13 protein-coding genes are annotated in these 18,541 nt (G+C 39.1%); 7 read left to right on the top strand and 6 right to left on the bottom strand.

All coding sequences use genetic code 11. From position 1 onward, the window contains the following. Nucleotides 1-149 precede the first annotated feature (149 nt). The 6 genes from I7X29_RS08730 to I7X29_RS08705 form a co-directional block, all read right to left on the bottom strand. On the bottom strand, nt 150-1,334 hold the full coding sequence (locus tag I7X29_RS08730) for an efflux RND transporter periplasmic adaptor subunit (protein WP_009411030.1): 1,185 nt from the start codon (nt 1,332-1,334) through the stop codon (nt 150-152). A 5-nt stretch (nt 1,335-1,339) separates the two neighbouring features. Beyond that, complete coding sequence (locus tag I7X29_RS08725; protein ID WP_198474075.1) at nt 1,340-5,671, bottom strand: CusA/CzcA family heavy metal efflux RND transporter; 4,332 nt, start codon at nt 5,669-5,671, stop codon at nt 1,340-1,342. Nucleotides 5,672-5,766: 95 nt separating this feature from the next. After that, nucleotides 5,767-6,090: a DUF6660 family protein gene (locus tag I7X29_RS08720; protein WP_095897561.1), complete on the bottom strand. Its 324-nt coding sequence runs from the start codon at nt 6,088-6,090 to the stop codon at nt 5,767-5,769. A gap of 343 nt (nt 6,091-6,433) precedes the next feature. Then, nucleotides 6,434-8,725, bottom strand: a complete 2,292-nt coding sequence (locus I7X29_RS08715) for a TonB-dependent receptor (protein WP_198474074.1) — start codon at nt 8,723-8,725, stop codon at nt 6,434-6,436. A 275-nt stretch (nt 8,726-9,000) separates the two neighbouring features. Then, the gene (locus tag I7X29_RS08710) at nt 9,001-9,618 is read right to left on the bottom strand and encodes a 4'-phosphopantetheinyl transferase family protein (protein ID WP_009750735.1); all 618 of its coding nucleotides are present in this window, start codon (nt 9,616-9,618) and stop codon (nt 9,001-9,003) included. A 339-nt stretch (nt 9,619-9,957) separates the two neighbouring features. Next, nucleotides 9,958-10,935 carry a pyruvate dehydrogenase complex E1 component subunit beta gene (locus tag I7X29_RS08705; RefSeq protein ID WP_088593326.1) on the bottom strand — a complete coding sequence of 326 codons (978 nt, stop codon included), beginning with the start codon at nt 10,933-10,935 and terminating at the stop codon, nt 9,958-9,960. Nucleotides 10,936-11,221: 286 nt separating this feature from the next. On the opposite strand from I7X29_RS08705, the gene I7X29_RS08700 reads away from it, so the two are divergent. From I7X29_RS08700 to I7X29_RS08670, 7 genes are all read left to right on the top strand, one after another. Continuing rightward, the gene (locus I7X29_RS08700; RefSeq protein ID WP_198474073.1) at nt 11,222-12,346 is read left to right on the top strand and encodes a DegT/DnrJ/EryC1/StrS family aminotransferase; all 1,125 of its coding nucleotides are present in this window, start codon (nt 11,222-11,224) and stop codon (nt 12,344-12,346) included. 171 nt (nt 12,347-12,517) lie between these two features. Further along, on the top strand, nt 12,518-13,432 hold the full coding sequence (locus tag I7X29_RS08695) for a restriction endonuclease (protein WP_015781947.1): 915 nt from the start codon (nt 12,518-12,520) through the stop codon (nt 13,430-13,432). An 18-nt stretch (nt 13,433-13,450) separates the two neighbouring features. Then, the gene (locus I7X29_RS08690) at nt 13,451-14,029 is read left to right on the top strand and encodes a Uma2 family endonuclease (protein WP_198474072.1); all 579 of its coding nucleotides are present in this window, start codon (nt 13,451-13,453) and stop codon (nt 14,027-14,029) included. Nucleotides 14,030-14,040: 11 nt separating this feature from the next. Then, nucleotides 14,041-14,307, top strand: a complete 267-nt coding sequence (locus tag I7X29_RS08685; RefSeq protein WP_088593323.1) for a hypothetical protein — start codon at nt 14,041-14,043, stop codon at nt 14,305-14,307. A 21-nt stretch (nt 14,308-14,328) separates the two neighbouring features. Then, on the top strand, nt 14,329-15,915 hold the full coding sequence (locus I7X29_RS08680) for a DNA methyltransferase (RefSeq protein WP_198474071.1): 1,587 nt from the start codon (nt 14,329-14,331) through the stop codon (nt 15,913-15,915). 5 nt (nt 15,916-15,920) lie between these two features. Next, nucleotides 15,921-17,792: an AIPR family protein gene (locus I7X29_RS15670; protein ID WP_198474070.1), complete on the top strand. Its 1,872-nt coding sequence runs from the start codon at nt 15,921-15,923 to the stop codon at nt 17,790-17,792. Beyond that, the gene (locus I7X29_RS08670; RefSeq protein ID WP_198474069.1) at nt 17,764-18,540 is read left to right on the top strand and encodes a TdeIII family type II restriction endonuclease; all 777 of its coding nucleotides are present in this window, start codon (nt 17,764-17,766) and stop codon (nt 18,538-18,540) included. Before I7X29_RS15670 ends, I7X29_RS08670 begins: the two co-directional genes overlap by 29 nt. Nucleotide 18,541 lies beyond the last annotated feature (1 nt).

Here is an 18,541-nt window from a genome sequence, read left to right as displayed (position 1 = left end):
GCACGCATTAGACGTGTAGGCACCTCAAAACCACTTGCCCTTGCAGGGAGCTTAAAACACAGTCCGAAGTCGTGGTTTTTTACTTTTATATTTTTATTGTATTTCTAATGTAATAAAATTTTAATAATATATCCGATACATTACCAATTCTAATCACTATCTTTTCCAGCATTTACTAAGGTTGCGTTGATAAAGAATGCTCCTTTGGTGGCAATAGTCTGTTCGGGGGCTATAGGTTTTACAGGGGCAATGGCAGTATACCCACTTTCGGAAGCTCCTTTTACTACCTCCACTTTCTCAAAAGAGGTTTCTTTATCCGAAGTTTGGGTTACCAGAAAAATGTAGGATTTACCAGCATCCTCTACGATAGCCTCGTTAGGTACAGCAGGGGTCGTTTGTTTGTCAAGACTGATAACCCCTGTTACATTCATTCCATTGATGAGCCCTTGTTTGTCACCCTCTACGTGGCAATGTACAATGATGCTTTTGCTTTCGTTTTCAAACGAAGCCGCAATGTTATACACTTGGGCATCATATTCGCGAGAGGTGTTATTGGTAGGGTTGAAGTGCACTTGTTGTCCTACCTTAATGTAAGGCAAGTCACGCTCATACACTTGCAAGTGCAGGTGTAGCGAACTGTTGTCGATGATTTCCACAATAGGGGTGGAGGCATCTATATAAGCCCCTTTGTTAGTATATACCGCACTGATATTCCCACTAATAGGAGCCACTATCGCCAAAGTAGATTGCATTCCCTTATCGGTGAGTGTTTGAGGGTTTAAGCCCATTAGGCGTATTTGTTCTTCAAGCGAAGCTTTTTCGGTACGGAGAGTGCGTAGCTGAGTAGTAGCGGCTTGTAGGTTCTTACCAGTACCAGCATTCCCTTCATAGAGGGTTTGCTGACGGTCAAGTTCTTGTTTAGCAAGTTCTATCTGACCATTAACGGTGAGCAAGCGCTGTTGTTGTTGCAAGAATTCTGGGTTAGAAACAGTAGCGATTACTTGCCCTTTTTGCACATAACTGCCTATCTCTACCTTTACGCTCTTGATAATCCCCGCATATACAGTCGATACCTTCGCCTGATGGTCGGCAGGCACGCTCAGTATTCCATTGGCTTTGAGGGTAGCGGCAAGAGCTTTTTCTTCTATATGTCCCAAACGAATATCTACAGTTTGGATTTGAGCTTGGGTAAGGGTGGTGAGGTTGCCTCCTTCTTCGTGGTGTTCTTCGCGCTCTTCGAGCTTTTGATTATTGGTAGTTGTAGGAGTGCCATTGCAGGCTGATAGACTAATTCCTATAAGGATAAAAGCGATTTTTATACCATATTTTTTCATTTGTTTTACTGGTTTAAAAGGGATTGTATTTCTATTACTTTTTGATTAAGCGCCTCGATACTCTCAAGGTATGCCAAGCGGGTATCTACGGCTGTCTGTAGGGTGTAAAGGTACTCCACATAGCTTATTTCACCTGCGCTATACCCTAACTGATTGGCTCGGATAATGCGCTCGGCTTCAGGTAGCGCTTCTTGTTTGTAAAACTGATATTTTTGCAAATTCAGTTGGTATTCCTCTTGCAGATTTATCCATTGAGTTTTAAGCTGTTTTTCTGTTTGTTGAGCTGCTTCTATAGCTGCTTCTTTCTGATATTTATAAGCTTTCACCTTGGCACGGGTAGCGGTAAAAATAGGAACTGAAAGCCCTATGGTGGCAAAGTGAAAACGTTTACTTCTATCAGTATAGGTCTCTACCCCTCCAATGGTTTGCATTCCTATAAGAGACTGATTGGTATAGCCCAATGTAAGGTCGGGCAGGGCTTGGGCACGCTCTAGACATTTGTTGTACTCAGCTATGTTTGCTTCTTGATAGCTAAGTTGTACCAAAGGGTGCTGAGAGAGTTGTACATCCGAAGGCTCACTGAGTAACAAAGGCTCATACACGGGCGACTTGGTAATGGTAAATGCTTCTTCTGTTTGCATTAACGTACGCAAGTTGCGATAGGTAGCTTGTTGTATAGTTTTGTTCTGTTGAAGTAACAAACTTATTTCTCCTTTCTTCACTTGGGCAGTGTTAATATCTATCTTCTTGGTATCCCCTGCTTTATAGCGTACTTCAGCAATGCGAATAAAATTATTGTAGAGACTATCAAGCTGCAAGAGCTGTTCCTCTTTAAAAGTCAAATATTGCAATTGCTGATATGCGTTGCGCACTTGCCGCTTCAGTTCATTCTGCTGAAGGGCTAATTGCCCTTGTTGTAATTGTGTCTCTGCTTGATAGAGCTTTTTGCGAGCAGCAAATACTGTAGGCAAAGGAATAGATTGTGATACACCTACTGAAAGGTCTTTTTCAGCACTGCTGTACTGCCCGTATTGCCCTGTAAAGTCTGTTTTAGCCAATTCAAAAGAGGTTCGCTCTTTAGCACTTGCTCCTTGTAGCTTGAGTTGTGCTGCCTTAATCACTCCATTGTTCTTAAGGGCTATTTGCTCTATTTCTTGTAGCGAGTAAGACTGCTGAGCGTGTAGCGCTATAGGACTGATAAGCAATAGGGCTATCGTGAGTACTTTAGCTGAAGGACGGCGCCAAGAAAAGGTACTATTGAAAGCGATGTAAAGCAACGGAAGCACGAAGAGGGTGAGGAAGGTAGCCGATACTAACCCCCCAATAACCACTGTAGCTAAGGGGCGTTGTACTTCTGCTCCTGCTCCTTGACTGAGTGCCATAGGTAGGAAACCTAAGCTCGCCACCATAGCCGTCATTAGCACAGGGCGTAAACGCATTTCGGTACCCGTAATCACGCGATGCAAAAGGTTGGTCATTCCTTCTTTTTTCAGCTGGTTGAAAGTGCCAATAAGCACTATACCGTTGAGCACTGCTACCCCAAAGAGCGCGATAAAACCAATACCCGCACTAATACTAAAAGGCATTCCCCGAAGAAGCAAGGCAAATACGCCCCCAATGGCACTCATCGGGATAGCACTAAAGATGAGCAATGATTGTTTTATAGAGTGGAAAGCAAGGTATAACAAGAAAAATATTAAAAGTAGGGCTACAGGCACGGCTATGAGCAGTCGGTCGGTGGCTTGTTGTAGGTTCTCAAACTGACCGCCATAGGTAAAGTAATAGCCCGTAGGGAGCTTTACGCCCTTTAATTTTTGTTCTATATCACTCACCACACTCTGCACATCGCGCCCTTGCACGTTGAAGCCAATGACGATACGGCGCTTGCCTGCTTCACGGCTTACTTGTGCGGGGCCTAATTCATATTTGATAGTGGCCAATTGGCTCATCGGCACCTGCCCATTTTCGGTAGCTACCATCATATGCTGTACATCGTCAATTCCGGTACGATGGAGGCTATCGAGGCGTACCACAAGGTCGAACCTTCGTTCGTTCTCGAAGACAACCCCAGCCTTCTTACCAGCAAAGGCGGTACTGAGTACCTCATTGACCTCTTGCACCGAAAGTCCGTAGTTGGCCAAGCGTACCCGATCGTAAGTAACATTGATTTGCGGAAGTCCGCTTACTTTTTCGACCTGTGGGGCGGTAGCACCTTCTGTTTTCTGGATAAGTTGGCTTACTCTTTGGGCGTAGTGGGCGAGGGTATCCATGTTTTCTCCAAAGATTTTTACCGCTACATCCTGTCTGATACCTGTCATCAATTCGTTGAAACGCATTTGTATAGGCTGGTTTTTCTCGAAGAAGACCCCAGGAATATCCTTGAGTCGTTCAATGATGGCATCTCCTAATTCCTCATAGGAGCGACCACTTTTCCATTGGTCTTGGCTCTTGAGAACGATCACAATATCGGAGGCTTCCAGCGGCATAGGGTCGGTAGGTACTTCGGCAGAACCTGTTTTGCCTATCACCATTTTCACCTCGTCGAACTCACGAATCAAGCGAGAGGCCTGCATGGAAGTCTCCAAGCTCTGCTTCAGGGAAGTGCCCGGTGGCAGAATACAGTGAAAAGCAAAATCACCTTCTTGTAGTTGTGGAATAAACTCACCTCCCATACGGCTGAAAATGCCTACCGCAAGGACGAACAGTACCATGGTACTGCCTATTATCCATCCCCTAAGGCGGATAGAACGGACAAAGAGCGGTTGGTAGTGACGGTAGAGCCAGCTTATCATTCGCTCGGCAAAACTGCGCTTGTCACTTACTGTTTTAGGTAGGAGCAAAGCGCTCATGGCAGGGATATAAGTCAGGGAAAGGATCAGGGCTCCCAAAATAGCAAAGACGACGGTTTGTGCCATAGGGCGGAACATCTTGCCCTCTACTCCTACCAAGCTAAGAATGGGTATATACACCATCAGGATGATAATCTCTCCGAAGGCGGCACTACTGCGTATTTTGGAAGCGGAATGGAATACCTCCTCATCCATTTGTGTTTGGGTAAGTCGTTGGTGGTTCTTTCGGATCGCCAAGTGGTGCATCACTGCTTCTACCACGATAACCGATCCATCTACGATAATTCCGAAATCTATCGCTCCCAAGCTCATCAGGTTGGCACTTACTCCAAAGAGGTTCATCATTCCTAAGGCAAAGAGCAAGGAGAGCGGAATGGCCGTGGCAACAATCAGTCCGGCACGCAGGTTCCCTAAGAAAAGTACTAAGATGAAGATGACAATCAGCGCCCCTTCTAAGAGGTTTTTCTCTACTGTATGGATGGCGCGTTGTACCAAGTCCGTGCGGTCTAAGAAAGGCTCTATCACTACATCTTCAGGTAGGGATTGCTGTATGGTGGGCAGTTTTTCTTTGATACGACTGACTACCTCGTGGCTGTTTTCGCCCTTGAGCATCATCACTACCCCACCTACGGCATCCACCTCGCCATTATAGGTAAGGGCACCATAGCGGATGGCACTGCCCAAGCGTACCTCGGCTACATGCTTGATGAAGAGGGGAGGGGTGTGCTTGCCTACGGCTATATTGCCTATATCTTCAAGGGAGCGAGCCATGCCTATCCCTCGGATAAAGTAGGCGTTGGGGCGCTTGTCGATATAGGCACCTCCTGTATTTTGGTTGTTCTGCTCCAAGGCAGTGAAAATATCACTGACACTCACCCCCATGGCACGGAGGCGATCGGGGTCTATAACCACCTCATACTGCTTGAGTTCGCCTCCAAAGCTGTTGATTTCGGCTATTCCCTTGGTACCATAGAGTTGGCGTGCCACGATCCAGTCCTGCATGGTGCGGAGGTCTTTGGCGGAATATTTGTTTTTGCTCTGCTCCGTAGGGCGAATGATATACTGATATATCTCCCCCAGTCCTGTACTCACGGGCGAAAGTTCGGGGGTGCCTATTCCCTTGGGGATTTGCTCCTGCGCTTCTTTAAGTTTTTCATTGACTAACTGACGGGCAAAGTAGATGTCCATATCTTCGCTAAAAACGGCAGTAATCACCGAGAGTCCAAAGCGCGAAATACTGCGTGTCTCTTCCAGTCCAGGAATATTGGCTATAGCTTGTTCTATAGGGAAAGTAACGAGTTGCTCCACTTCCTGCGAGGCAAGAGTAGGCGTAGAAGTAATAATCTGTACTTGGTTGTTGGTAATATCGGGAACGGCATCAATGGGTAGCCTCATAGCACTCCATACACCCCAAATGATAAGGGCAAGAGTCATCAATCCTACAAGAAACTTGTTCTTGATGCTGAATTTAATAATTTTATCTAACATAATCTTTCTTTAATTGTGAATAAATAAGAAGAATGCCTCAAGAATAGTTCTCAAAGCAAAAATATTAGTGGGTACTAATAAACAATAAAGATAGATTATACTTTAGGAGGCGTCCAGATATTACCATAGTAAGCCGATACCCACACCTCGGTATAGAGGGGGAGGCTATGAGGGTGAATAGTTTCTATAGGTGCTTCTATAGTGAAAGTATTGAAGGAAAAGCTGTCCACAAGCACCTGACAGCAAGTGCATACGCAGAAAGGGGAACAAACATCTAAGTGAAGATGCGAAGAAGTATCATCAGGCGTAGCTACTAATCGAAAAGCAGTGTTTTCACCTTCATATATAGGCATATCAGCACAGGGAACTCCTGTGAGCACCAGCAGATATAAACTAAATATAAAAGTGAAATATTTCATATTGGGGGCAAAGATACATTTTTTTTCAATCTGACAAAATTTTTTGATTTTGTCGCATTCTACTACATAATTAAAAATAACACATCTGACACATTACCAGCTCCACGCAGACGTGCGTTGCTGCACGTCTGCGGGTGCAAAGGTAAATTTTTTTGGTTATATTGTCAAGATGTTGTACCTTTGCACCTAGAAGTTACTGAGAAAATAGGTATAATCAAATGAAATAAGAGCTATTACTAAATCATTACCTAATCTTCTTGTAATTCCTGTATCTTCTTTATTTAAAATAGATTATAAAAGTAGTTTCAATTTTGGGGCAAACTTTGCAAAGTTAATATGAATATTAAATCTTCACTTTTAAACCTACAAACATAGTGCGAGGTAGCGAAGGACCATAAATGTAATCGGCGTCGCGTTCAGCGCCTTTGTCGAAATCTTTTTGGTATTGGTTGAAAAGGTTTTTGATACCGCAACTTACTTCTAAGGGGAAGAAGCTTGGGAATTTAAATTCATAAGCGGTATTAACCCCTACATCCCACATTGCGGGAGTGGTCTCCAAACGCGTATCGGGGATATAGCCTTTTAAGTGAGTGGTTTTCATACTACCTGTATATACGGTTACAAAGTTGATATCCCAATTAGGGCGTGGTTTATAGGTTGCCATCAGGTTGCCATACACACTTGGCGTGCGGAGAATTTCATCGGTATAGACGTTTTCTTCGGGGTTTTGCACACTGTTGTATTTAGAACTTTGGATAGTGGTGGCAAGTTGTACCATAAATTTGGGATTGGGGCTATATTTTACTTCTATATTTACCCCTTTTACTACGGCGCCATCGGAATTGCGTTTCTCGCGAATAGGCAATCCATTTTCTAAACCTGCATCTTCGTAAGTAAAGCGGTCGTGCAAAGCTGTATAAAATCCTTCTATCATCGCTACAAATTGGTGGTTATCGTGAGCGTGGTTATACTCAAAAGAAGCGGTAAAGCTATCGGAGGTCTCTTTTTTAAGATTATCGGCGAGTTTTACGCGTCGTGCTTCACCTCCTTGCAATTCGCTATGTACATCTTCTGAATAGAAGAAAGGCGCTCTAAATCCTCTTGAATACGAACCCCGAGCGATGAAGTTTTCATCGATATTATAAAGCACACTCGCACGAGGGTTGAGCGCTGTAACGCTTTTCTTCATTATATCGGAATTTACATTGTCGAATCGCACACCCCCGAGCACTTTGATTTTGGGAGAGATACGCCAATCGGCTTGAGTGAAGAGACCAAATGTATTCGCTTTTTGGTTTACGGCAAGCACATTAGGATTCTGACGCTTTTCGGCTATCTTATCATATTGAAATTCGGCGCCCGACGTCCATTGCAAATTGCCGTTGCCCGTAGGCACATAAGCTGTATGTTGTCCGCCGAGTAACCATATATTTTCTTTAGTAACCCCATAGTTGCCAGAAGAGGCTACTATATCAGTACCGTCGAAACTGCCGTAATAGTTATCGGCGCGAGTGCGTTCGGCACTGGTATAGGCGGTGAACTTATGATTATAAGCAGGCGAAAAGTAATCGAAACTTGCATTCCCTCCAAGCATTTGAGTGCGAATGCTCTCGGCAAGGTCGGCAAGGTGTTCGGGTTCGTCGAGTTTATTACCTCCGCGACGGTTTTCGTTGCTCACGTTCAGTTCGGCGGTGAGTTTATGACGGTCGGTGAAATCGTTGAAGAGTTTTGCACCTGCATTGAGGTTGCGCAAACGAGTGATTTCGGTAAAGTCATCGCCATTATCGTCGTAAGACTGACGTGAGCGTTGCATTGCGTGGAAAGAGATACCGCGCATATAGTTCTCACTCACGAGAGAGCCATTGAAGGAACTTACCACATCGGCTGATTTACCGCCTATGAGGTTACCCACAATACCTGCTTGCGCCTCGTTTTTAGTAGGATTTTTAGTAATCACATTGATAGTACCAGCAATGGCATTAGAGCCGAAGAGGGCAGAACCACCTCCACGGATTACCTCTATGCGCTCGATCATATTGGCAGGGATTTGGTCTAAGCCATACACGCCATTAAGCGAGCCAAAGATAGGACGGCTATCGATGAGAATTTGGGAATAAGCTCCCTCCAAACCGTTGATGCGCACTTGGGAAGTACCACAGTTCTGACAGTTTACTTCGGTGCGCAAACCCGGTTGGAATACCAGACCTTCCATCAAGGTATGAGCTTTGACGTTTGCCAGTTCGCGATTGGTAGTAACACTCACCAGTACAGGAGCATCCTTGCGGTTTTCTTTGGTTTTAGTAGCGGTTACGACTACTTCGTCTATACCGAGTACATCTTCTTTAAGAGCGACATCTTGAGTAAGGGTTTCTTCCTGAGTAATGACCACTTTATCGTTGTAAGGAATGTAGCCTAAGGAGCGAATTTTTAGTCGGTATTCACCGGCTGGTAAGGAAATAGAATAATGACCGTTGCGGTCGGTGGTTGTCCATTTTTTTAAAGATTTACTTTCGAGTTGGACAGTTACAGCTTCTAAAGGATCGTTATCCACCGTGATAGTACCTTTGATAGTTCCGTTTTGAGAGAAACATAAAGTACTGAAAGCTATAGCAATAGCTGATAAAAAAGTTTTCATATAATATTAATTTGTTTAGAAAATTTGGTGCGAGCCACACGGGCAATTTTCTTATTACCTTATTGAGGCAGGCACAATTACTTATTATTTCGGCGCAAAGGTAATTCATTTTTAGATAACTTGAAAATTTTTAAATAAATATTTTTAGTTTTATTTAAAGTGTTTTGTTAGAGTGCTGTAGTTATAAGGTTTTCAAAAGTCGTAGAAATGGAGAGGTACAAACAAAAAAAGCGACTCAAAAAGAGTCGCTTTTTTTGTTTGTTAACTATTATTTGTTACTTGATACTATGGCAGTAGCCTAAAACATAATCCTCTATAAAAATGAAGTGGACTTCGTATTTACCACGCCCTACGAGTATCTCGGTAGAGCTATCGGTAGGGAAGAAATCGCGTACTTTTACATCGTTGAGGGTGAGTTCAGGATTGCCGTGAATTTTGAAGCCTACTTCTTTAGCGCACCACGTCATTGTGAGTTTTTGTATGATACTTTCTAAAGAGAAAGAGGCTGCTCTAAAGTTCCATTGGGTGAACTTATGTGCTATAGCTACTATTTTTTGGCGTTTTTTCTCTATATCTACCCCTACTTTTCTATCGCTGATAATCACTGCTACTTTATTAAAGGAATGACTGATAGAAATTTGTTTTCCATCGCTAAGGAAAGGTTTTCCGTTAGGATCGTAGAACAGAGCAGTAGGTGTATAACCGATATTTTTGAGCAATACGCGTGTAGCAAGGAAGTTTTTTTTGCCTTTCTCATTGTGAATGGCATTCAAACTTTCTTGTTGTTGGGGTGTGAGTACGACCGCTTGCTGCAAATCAGTGAGCCTCTCCTCCACATCCCATAAGTAAAGTTTGGTCTTTACATCAATATCAAATGTTTTAATCAATGGCATTTTTGTTTTCTCTCATCTATTTTATACAAAGGTAGTAAAAAAAACTTCAATATAGACAAGTTCTATTTAGAGAGCAAAATGTCTGTTTTGCAATTTAACATAATAAATATGTTAATGAAAAAAGTTTTGGACTTAATTTTTAATAGTTTATTAGTATTTTGGCTATGGGGATGTGTTAAAAACTCTTATTTTAAGTTATCAGAAGTTTAACATTGTAAAAATGAGAGTTTAACAAAAGTTTAACGGTGTAGAGCGCAAAAAAAGTCTTCACGAAAAAGAAAATCGTGAAGACTAAAAAATAAAATATAACTTTTAAAAAATAAAAATGATAGCAAATTCTTATTTATAAAGTACTTTTTTTACAGCTTTTACTACGTCTTCGGCGTTAGGTAAGAACTCTTTGAGCAATTCTGAAGAGAATGGCGCAGGAGTATCGGTGGTAGTAATACGTTGTACAGGAGCATCGAGGTAATCGAAAATGTGTTCTTGTACTTGGTAAGTAATTTCGGAAGAGACACTGCTAAAAGGCCAAGCTTCTTCTAAAATTACTAAGCGGTTTGTTTTTTTCACTGATGTGAAAATGGTATCGAAATCGAGTGGACGCACGGTACGCAAATCGATGATTTCACATTCGATGCCTTCTTTGGCTAAAATATCGGCAGCTTTGTGAGCTTCTTTGATGATTTTACCAAAAGATACAATAGTTACATCGCTACCAGCGCGTTTAATGTCGGCAACACCAAGAGGAATAGTGTATTCTTCTTCAGGTACTTCACCTTTATCACCGTACATTTGCTCAGACTCCATAAAGATTACAGGGTCGTTATCGCGGATAGCCGATTTGAGTAATCCTTTAGCATCATAAGGAGTTGAAGGAACTACTACTTTCAAACCAGGACAGTTAGCGTACCAATTCTCAAAAGCTTGAGAGTGGGTAGCAGCAAGCTGACCAGCAGAAGCGGTAGGACCGCGGAATACGATAGGAATATTAAATTGACCACCTGACATTTGGCGCATTTTAGCGGCATTGTTGATGATTTGGTCAATTGCTACCAACGAAAAGTTAAAGGTCATAAACTCAACGATTGGGCGGTTACCATTCATAGCTGCCCCTACTGAGATACCTGCAAAACCACCTTCGGAGATAGGGGTATCGATTATACGTTTAGGACCAAACTCATCGAGCATTCCTTTAGAGGCTTTGTAAGCACCGTTGTATTCGGCAACCTCTTCACCCATCAAATAAATAGACTCGTCGCGACGCATTTCTTCGCTCATCGCTTCGCAAACGGCTTCTCTAAATTGTATTGTTCTCATTTATATTATATTAAATAAGGTATATAACTAAAATTTTTCAGTTTGAAAGTACAAAAGTAGAAATAATTATTTAATTTCCCAATTTTTTTAAGTGATTATTTTTAGAGAAAATTTTTAAAATGTTGTTTATTAACGGTTTAAGTTTCTAATTTTTTTATACGAAAACTAAAGAATATCGGGCTATTTGGAAGTGGCTAACAATCAATAACTAAAATTTGCTAATTTAGCAATTACGTTGTATCTTTGCCGTCTGTAAATTTAATGACTAACAACTAATATTCAGTATATGAGAAAAATACAAATGGTTGACCTTCAAGGTCAGTATGAAAGAATTAAAAATGAAGTACAAGCTTCTTTTGAAGAAGTACTCAACACCACCGCTTTTATCAACGGTCCCCAAGTACAAGCCTTTCAAAAGGAATTGGAAAACTATATGGGGGTAAAACACGTCATCCCTTGCGCCAACGGTACAGATGCCCTACAAATAGCAATGATGGGGCTCGGACTCAAAGAAGGTGATGAAGTTATCACTGCCGATTTTACCTTTGCAGCAACTGTAGAAGTGATTGCCTTGCTAAAACTTACCCCTGTATTGGTAGATGTGTATGACGATACTTTCAACATCAACATCGAGGCTATTGAAAAAGCGATTACTCCCCGCACGAAAGCGATTGTACCCGTGCATTTGTTCGGTCAGCCAGCTAATATGGAAGCCGTAATGGCTTTGGCTAAAAAACACAACCTCTTTGTGATTGAAGACAATGCGCAAGCCATCGGTGCTGATTATACTTTTGCCGACGGACACAAACAGAAAGTAGGAACTATCGGTCACGTGGGGGCAACTTCTTTCTTCCCTTCTAAGAACCTCGGTTGCTATGGCGATGGAGGGGCTATCTTCACTAACGACGACGACCTTGCTTACACTCTTCGCGGTATCGTAAATCACGGTATGTACGTGCGTTATCACCACGATGTAGTAGGGGTAAACTCACGCCTCGACTCTTTACAAGCGGCTGTATTGCGCGCTAAACTCCCTCACCTGAACGATTATAACGCTCGCCGCCGTGAAGCAGCTCGCAAATATACCGAAGCGCTGAAAGGCAATCCTCATATCATCACTCCTGTAATCGCCAAAGGTAACGACCACGTGTTCCACCAATATACCCTCCGCATCACTAATGGCAAACGCGATGAACTCGCTAAGGTTTTTGGTGAAAACGGAGTGCCTTTTGGTATTTACTACCCTATACCATTGCACGCCCAAAAAGCCTATACCCGCAACTCTTATAACGAAGCGGATTTTGGCGTTACCAATAAATTAGTACAAGAAGTCATCTCTCTGCCTATGCACACCGAGCTTGATGATGAACAAATAACATTTATCACAGAATTGATAAAGAAAACAGTGTAGTTGTAGGTCGTGGTACTACAAGCAGTTATTTGCGTCACACACTTTGCCAAAGTTCTTAACACCTACCTGTGCTACGGTCTTTGGCAAAGTCTATAAAATCAATAACAATTAAAAACAAGACATCACTTTTTCTGATGTTTTAAAAAATTAACAATTAAAAATTGATTAAATATGGCATTACCTGATTTCCAATCCTTTTTTTATCCTACTTTTTTAATGATAAAAGATAAAAAGGAGTATTCTATAGATGAGCTAAGAAACTTCTTAACAAAGTATTTTAAATTAACGGAGGATGATAAATCTGAAAAAGTACCAAGTGGTACTCAAACAAAATTCAACAATCGAATTTATTGGACAAAAAGTTATTTTACAAAAGCAAATCTTATAGAATCCACTAAACGATCTCATTTTAAGATTACTAAAAAAGGTGTTGAGTTCTTTAATAAGTTAGAAAACAACAAAAAAATCACAATTAAGGATTTAGAGAATATTCCTGAATTCCATAGTTTTAAGTATGGAGATTCTTTAAATCAATTAAGTATAGAAGAAAATCTAATAGAAGATAAAACACCTTTTGAAAGACTAGAAGATATTCATCAGCTGTTACAAGATGAATTAGCTCATGAGTTATTGATAAAGGTTCGTGAAAATTCTTGGCAATTCTTTGAAGATTTAGTTATAGACCTAATGGTAAAAATGGGATATGGAGGAGCAAAAAGTAGAAAAGGAAATTCTGTAAAAAGAACAAATGATGAAGGAATAGATGGCATAATTAATGAAGATAAGTTAGGGTTAGAACTTATCTATCTACAAGCTAAAAAATGGGATACAGAAACTACAATAGGAAGACCTGAAGTTCAAAAGTTTGTAGGAGCTTTACATGGACAAAGAGCAAAAAAAGGAGTTTTTATCACAACAAGTAAATTTTCCGATAATGCTTATGAATATGTGAAGACAATTGATCCAAAAGTTGTTCTTATTGATGGAAAAACGCTTACTAAACTTATGATTGAATATGAAATAGGAACAACAGTTGTAGAAAATTATCAGGTGAAAAAAATTGATACTGATTACTTTGAAAAATAGAAACTTAAAAGTAACCTTATGGAAATCACTAATATCAACCAGTTAGACCCTCTATATGGCGTGTACTCGTATGCCGATTATCTATTGTGGAAATTTAAAGAGCGTGTAGAACTTTTTAAAGGAAAGCTCTTCAAAATGTCTGCACCTTCAGCGGTACATCAAGAAATATCAATGAAATTAGCAGGAGAGCTCTATCAGTTTCTTAAAGGAAAAGACGGCAAAGTGTTTCACGCTCCTTTTGATGTGCGTTTGCTCAAAGAAGCACAAGAAGATAAAGATATTTATACGGTTGTGCAACCCGATATTTGTGTAGTATGTGACCCTGAAAAGATAGACAAACGCGGTTGTGAAGGTGTCCCCGATTTGGTGATTGAAATCCTTTCACCTGGCAACTCTAAAAAGGAAATGAAGTTTAAATATGCCCTTTATGAGGAAGCTAAAGTACCAGAATATTGGATTATTGACCCCGATCACCAAAATATTTTGGTTTATATACTGAAAGGTGATAAGTACCAAAATCCTATCAATGTAATAGATGATTATATCCCTTCAGAGAAATTTCCTACTCTTAAACTACATACTAACGATATTTTTTAAACAACAACCTTATGGCAAAGACGGTATTACAAATAGCTATTGATGAGGAAGATTTACCTATTTTTGAATCTCTTTTTGAAAAGTTTGAGGTAGAAACATCAGATATTGTTTATTTTCTTACAAAAGAAGATTTACAAACAGTATCTAATGAGGTATTAAATAGAGATTTAACGACAGAAGAAGTTACTTTGTTAGAAAGTAAAATAGGTGATTACATCGATTGGTATGATAGCATAGAGAATGCCATTCAAGAGTTGATACCCTATGAAAATAATTAAGTATCTACCTAATTAGAAAATATGCTAAATACAAATCAATACTTTACATTGCAACAAGCCTCATTGTGGGCGACGAAATATATGGGGAAGAATGTTACTTCCTCAAATATCTCCTATTTAGTACAGTATGGTAAAGTAAAGAAATTTGAAAACAATGGCATCACTCAAATTGCTAAAGAGGAACTTAAGGCCTATTATGATGCTTTGGGTGGAAATCGCGCCTCACAGTGGAAAGAGAAATTAGGTGATGACCTCAACTGGAGTCTGTCATTTGAGCAATATAAAGAAGCAGAAACTACCAAACACGTACACCGCTTGCACCCTTATAAAGGGAAGTTTATTCCGCAATTGGTAGAGTATTTTTTAGATGGGCATACTGATGCTTTCAAAAAAGAAGTCTTTTTTAAAGCTGGTGATATAGTCCTCGACCCTTTTTCGGGTAGTGGTACTACTATGGTGCAAGCCTCAGAATTAGGAATGCACGCTATAGGAGTAGATGTGTCGGCTTTCAATGCGCTCATAGGCAATGCTAAGGTAGGACATTATGATTTGGTAGATGCGTATAATGAAACGCACCGCATTACCCAAGCCTTAAAGGAGTTTTTAGCAGAAAAACACATACTTGCTTTTGATGCTGAACTTACCGAAGCGCTCAATAATTTCAATAAAGAGTTCTTCCCCGTACCCGACTATAAATATCGCTTACAACGCAAAGAGATAGACGGAAAAGTATATGGCGCTGAGAAAGAGCAACAGTTTTTACCTATTTATCAGGGTCTCATAGAAAAGTACCACATTCAACTAAAACAAGCTAAAGCCGATACGTTTTTAGATAAATGGTATATACAACACGTGCGCGAGGAGATAGATTTTGTGTTTAACCTTATTAAACAGATAGCTAATCCCGCTACCAAGCGTATTGTTACCCTCATATTGAGCCGTACCATTCGCAGTTGTCGCGCTACCACTCACGCCGATTTAGCCACGCTGATAGAGCCCGTAACTACCACTTACTATTGTGCCAAACACGGCAAGGTGTGCAAACCTCTTTTTTCTATATTGAAATGGTGGGAGACCTACACTAAAGACACTATCAAGCGTTTGCAACAATTTAAAGAATTGCGTACTAATACCTACCAAAAGTGTTTGCAAGGTGATAGTCGTACTATTGATATCTTTGAGGCATTAGAGCATAAGAACCCTGAGTTTGCCGCTTTGGCAAGAAAGCAAAAGATAAAAGGTATTTTCTCATCACCTCCTTATGTAGGGCTGATTGATTATCACGAGCAACACGCTTATGCTTACGACCTTTTTGGTTTTGAGCGCAATGACGATAAAGAGATAGGCCCCCTTTACAAAGGACAAGGGCAGGAAGCCAAACGTATGTATGTAGCGGGTATTGCTGAGGTGCTTACCAATAGCAAACGCTTTTTAGCCGATGATTACGATGTATTTTTGGTAGCCAACGACAAGTACGGCTTATACCCTGAAATAGCCGAGCGAGCAGGAATGCACATTGTAAATCAATACAAACGCCCTGTACTCAACCGTACCGAGAAGGATAAAGGTGCGTATGCTGAGATTATATTTCATCTAAAAGAAAAGTAATAAAAGTGAAGACAATACTCGAAAGATATATAGATAAATTCATAGATAATAACTTCGATAAAGCCGAAAGAAAGAAAGAAGATTATCTAAAGTTTGAATGGTTTGTTAATTCTCTACATTGTTGGGAGTATTCGAGCCAATCATATAATTCAAAACAAAAAATAGGAAAAGAAATATCCTTGGGCTCTGCTCAAGGAGGCGATGCATTTTTTTTGTTAATTGCTAATAAAATATACTCATTAGAAGATAATATACAAGAAGTAAAAGAAGCCATTGAGCGCAATAATAATAAGATAGAATTTCATCTCATTCAAACAAAAAAGAGCCATAAAGCTGATTTGGGAGATTTTAAAAAATTTGTGGAAATTCCAATAAAAGTAATAAAAGGAGAAGGAATCTCTCCTACAGATGCAAATTTAATAAAATTAGTTAATTTTATTAGAGATATAAAAGAAAACCCAGAGTTAGAAGCCTCCTTTGTTCTTACTTTTTACACACAAAAGGATGAAAATGACATTGAAAGTATAAGAAAAGATTGGAATGCTGAGATTACTTATATTAAAAATCAGTATGCCAATTATGGTTCTGTAAGAGTGCATTTAGAAGGTTCTAAAAAGCTTAATGAGTTATATGAACAATTTAATTCTAATCAATATAAACTAATAATTCCAAGAGATAATTGCAAGTATGAAAACAATTACTTAATAGGTTTTGTAAATGCTAAAGAATTGCTTGATAGTATTGCTCCTATACAAGAAAGTGGAATTAGAGCTTTATATCCTGATGTTTTTAAAAATAATATTAGACTTTATTTAGGTCATACAGAAGTAAATAAAAATATTGAAAAAACACTTGTTGAAGAACCTAATAAATTTCACTTATATAACAATGGACTAACAATTACAACAAAGGAGATAAAAAATGGAGTTGATAATTATATTATCACTCCTGTAAATATTGTCAATGGTTGCCAAACTGCAAATAGTATTTACAACACTTTCAAAAGCAATCAGTCTAATATAGAATTGGTTAAAATACCTGTTAAAATTGTTGTTGCAAATGATGAAGAATATGAAAAGATAACAATCAGAACAAATAGTCAAAATGGTATTTCAGAAAAAGATCTATTATCAATTAAAAATATCCAAAAAGACTTAGAGGATTTTTTGCAAAAAAATAAGTTCCAAGCAAAATCTTTTTTTTATAAAAGACAAAACTCTATTGACACTATTTCAAGTGATGCTGATTATATTGTGAATATCAATGATATTCTAAGAGCTTTCTTTTCTTCTGTATTATATCTTCCACATAAGGTTTCGGGGTATTTTGATATTACTACAAGTAAATTAATTGATATTATATTTGAAGATAGGTTTATAAAACTATATCAAATAATAGTATCTCTATATAAAGTTTTAGAAGATCATATTCAACTCAATTATATTGAGTATAAAAAATTAAGATTTCATATTTTATACCTTTTATATAAGTTTATAAACAGAGATACAGACGTTGATTCTATTGAAAAGTATTTTATTAAGGACAAAAATAAAAAAGATTTTGAAGAGTTGGAAGGAGAGAGTTTACAAGAACAAAACCAACTTATAAATAAAATATACTCTAATTTATATATCTTACAAAATGAGGAAGCATTTAAAAAAATTGTAGATTACATAATTACGACAATACGAAATAATTATCCTTTATTGAATAACCTTGACACTAAAGAAAAAGAGAAAATACTTTATAAAACAGTTGATAAAAATCAAAGAGGAGAAAAACTTTTTGAGAATTTTGAGAGAATTTTCAATAAAAATATTGATGATGTTCTAAATAATACAACAGAAAATGGCACTAACCCCACAACAAATAACTAATGTAGAAAACACCCTTAGGCATAGTCTTAGAACAAAGTTTCAGCACTATAACCCTGAACCTGCGGTGATGCCTTTCCATACACGTTTATTGGGTAAAGATCGTATGGCATTGTTTTCATTTATTCATTCTTTAAATACTAATTTTGGGACGAGTATTTTTGAGCCTGTGGCTAAATCATTAGCTGAATCTCGGTTTAAAGTTGCTAAACTACAAGCGGTAGCAGGTGATAAGATAAGTGAAAAAGCACAACGGGTTATTCAAGATATTATGGACAATCTTACCGTAAATGGCAACCCTAATAAGGAAGCAGAAATAGAAGCTATTAGGGCTGTGTGTCAGGAAGGAAAGATGAACATCGTAAAGCCTACCAAAGTAGATGTGTGGTTAGAAAGTCATTCAGATGAACTTTTCTTGTTTGACATTAAAACAGCTAAACCTAACAAAGGAGGCTTTAAAGAATTTAAACGCACTTTATTAGAATGGGTAGGCTGTGTATTGGCTAAAAACCCTAACAGAAAAATACATACCCTTATTGCTATACCTTACAATCCGTATGAGCCTAAACCTTATTCACGCTGGACAATGGCGGGAATGTTAGATTTAGATAACGAGCTAAAAGTAGCCCAAGAGTTTTGGGATTTTCTCGCAGGAGAGAATGCCTATCAAGGTTTGTTAGATTGCTTTGAACGTATAGGTATAGAGTTACATAATGAAATTGATGAATATTTTAAAAAATTTAATAACTAAA

The sequence above is a fragment of the Capnocytophaga periodontitidis genome (assembly GCF_016126015.1).
In the GTDB taxonomy this organism is placed as follows: Bacteria; Bacteroidota; Bacteroidia; order Flavobacteriales; family Flavobacteriaceae; genus Capnocytophaga; species Capnocytophaga periodontitidis.
This window is presented reverse-complemented; position numbering and strand designations above follow the sequence as displayed.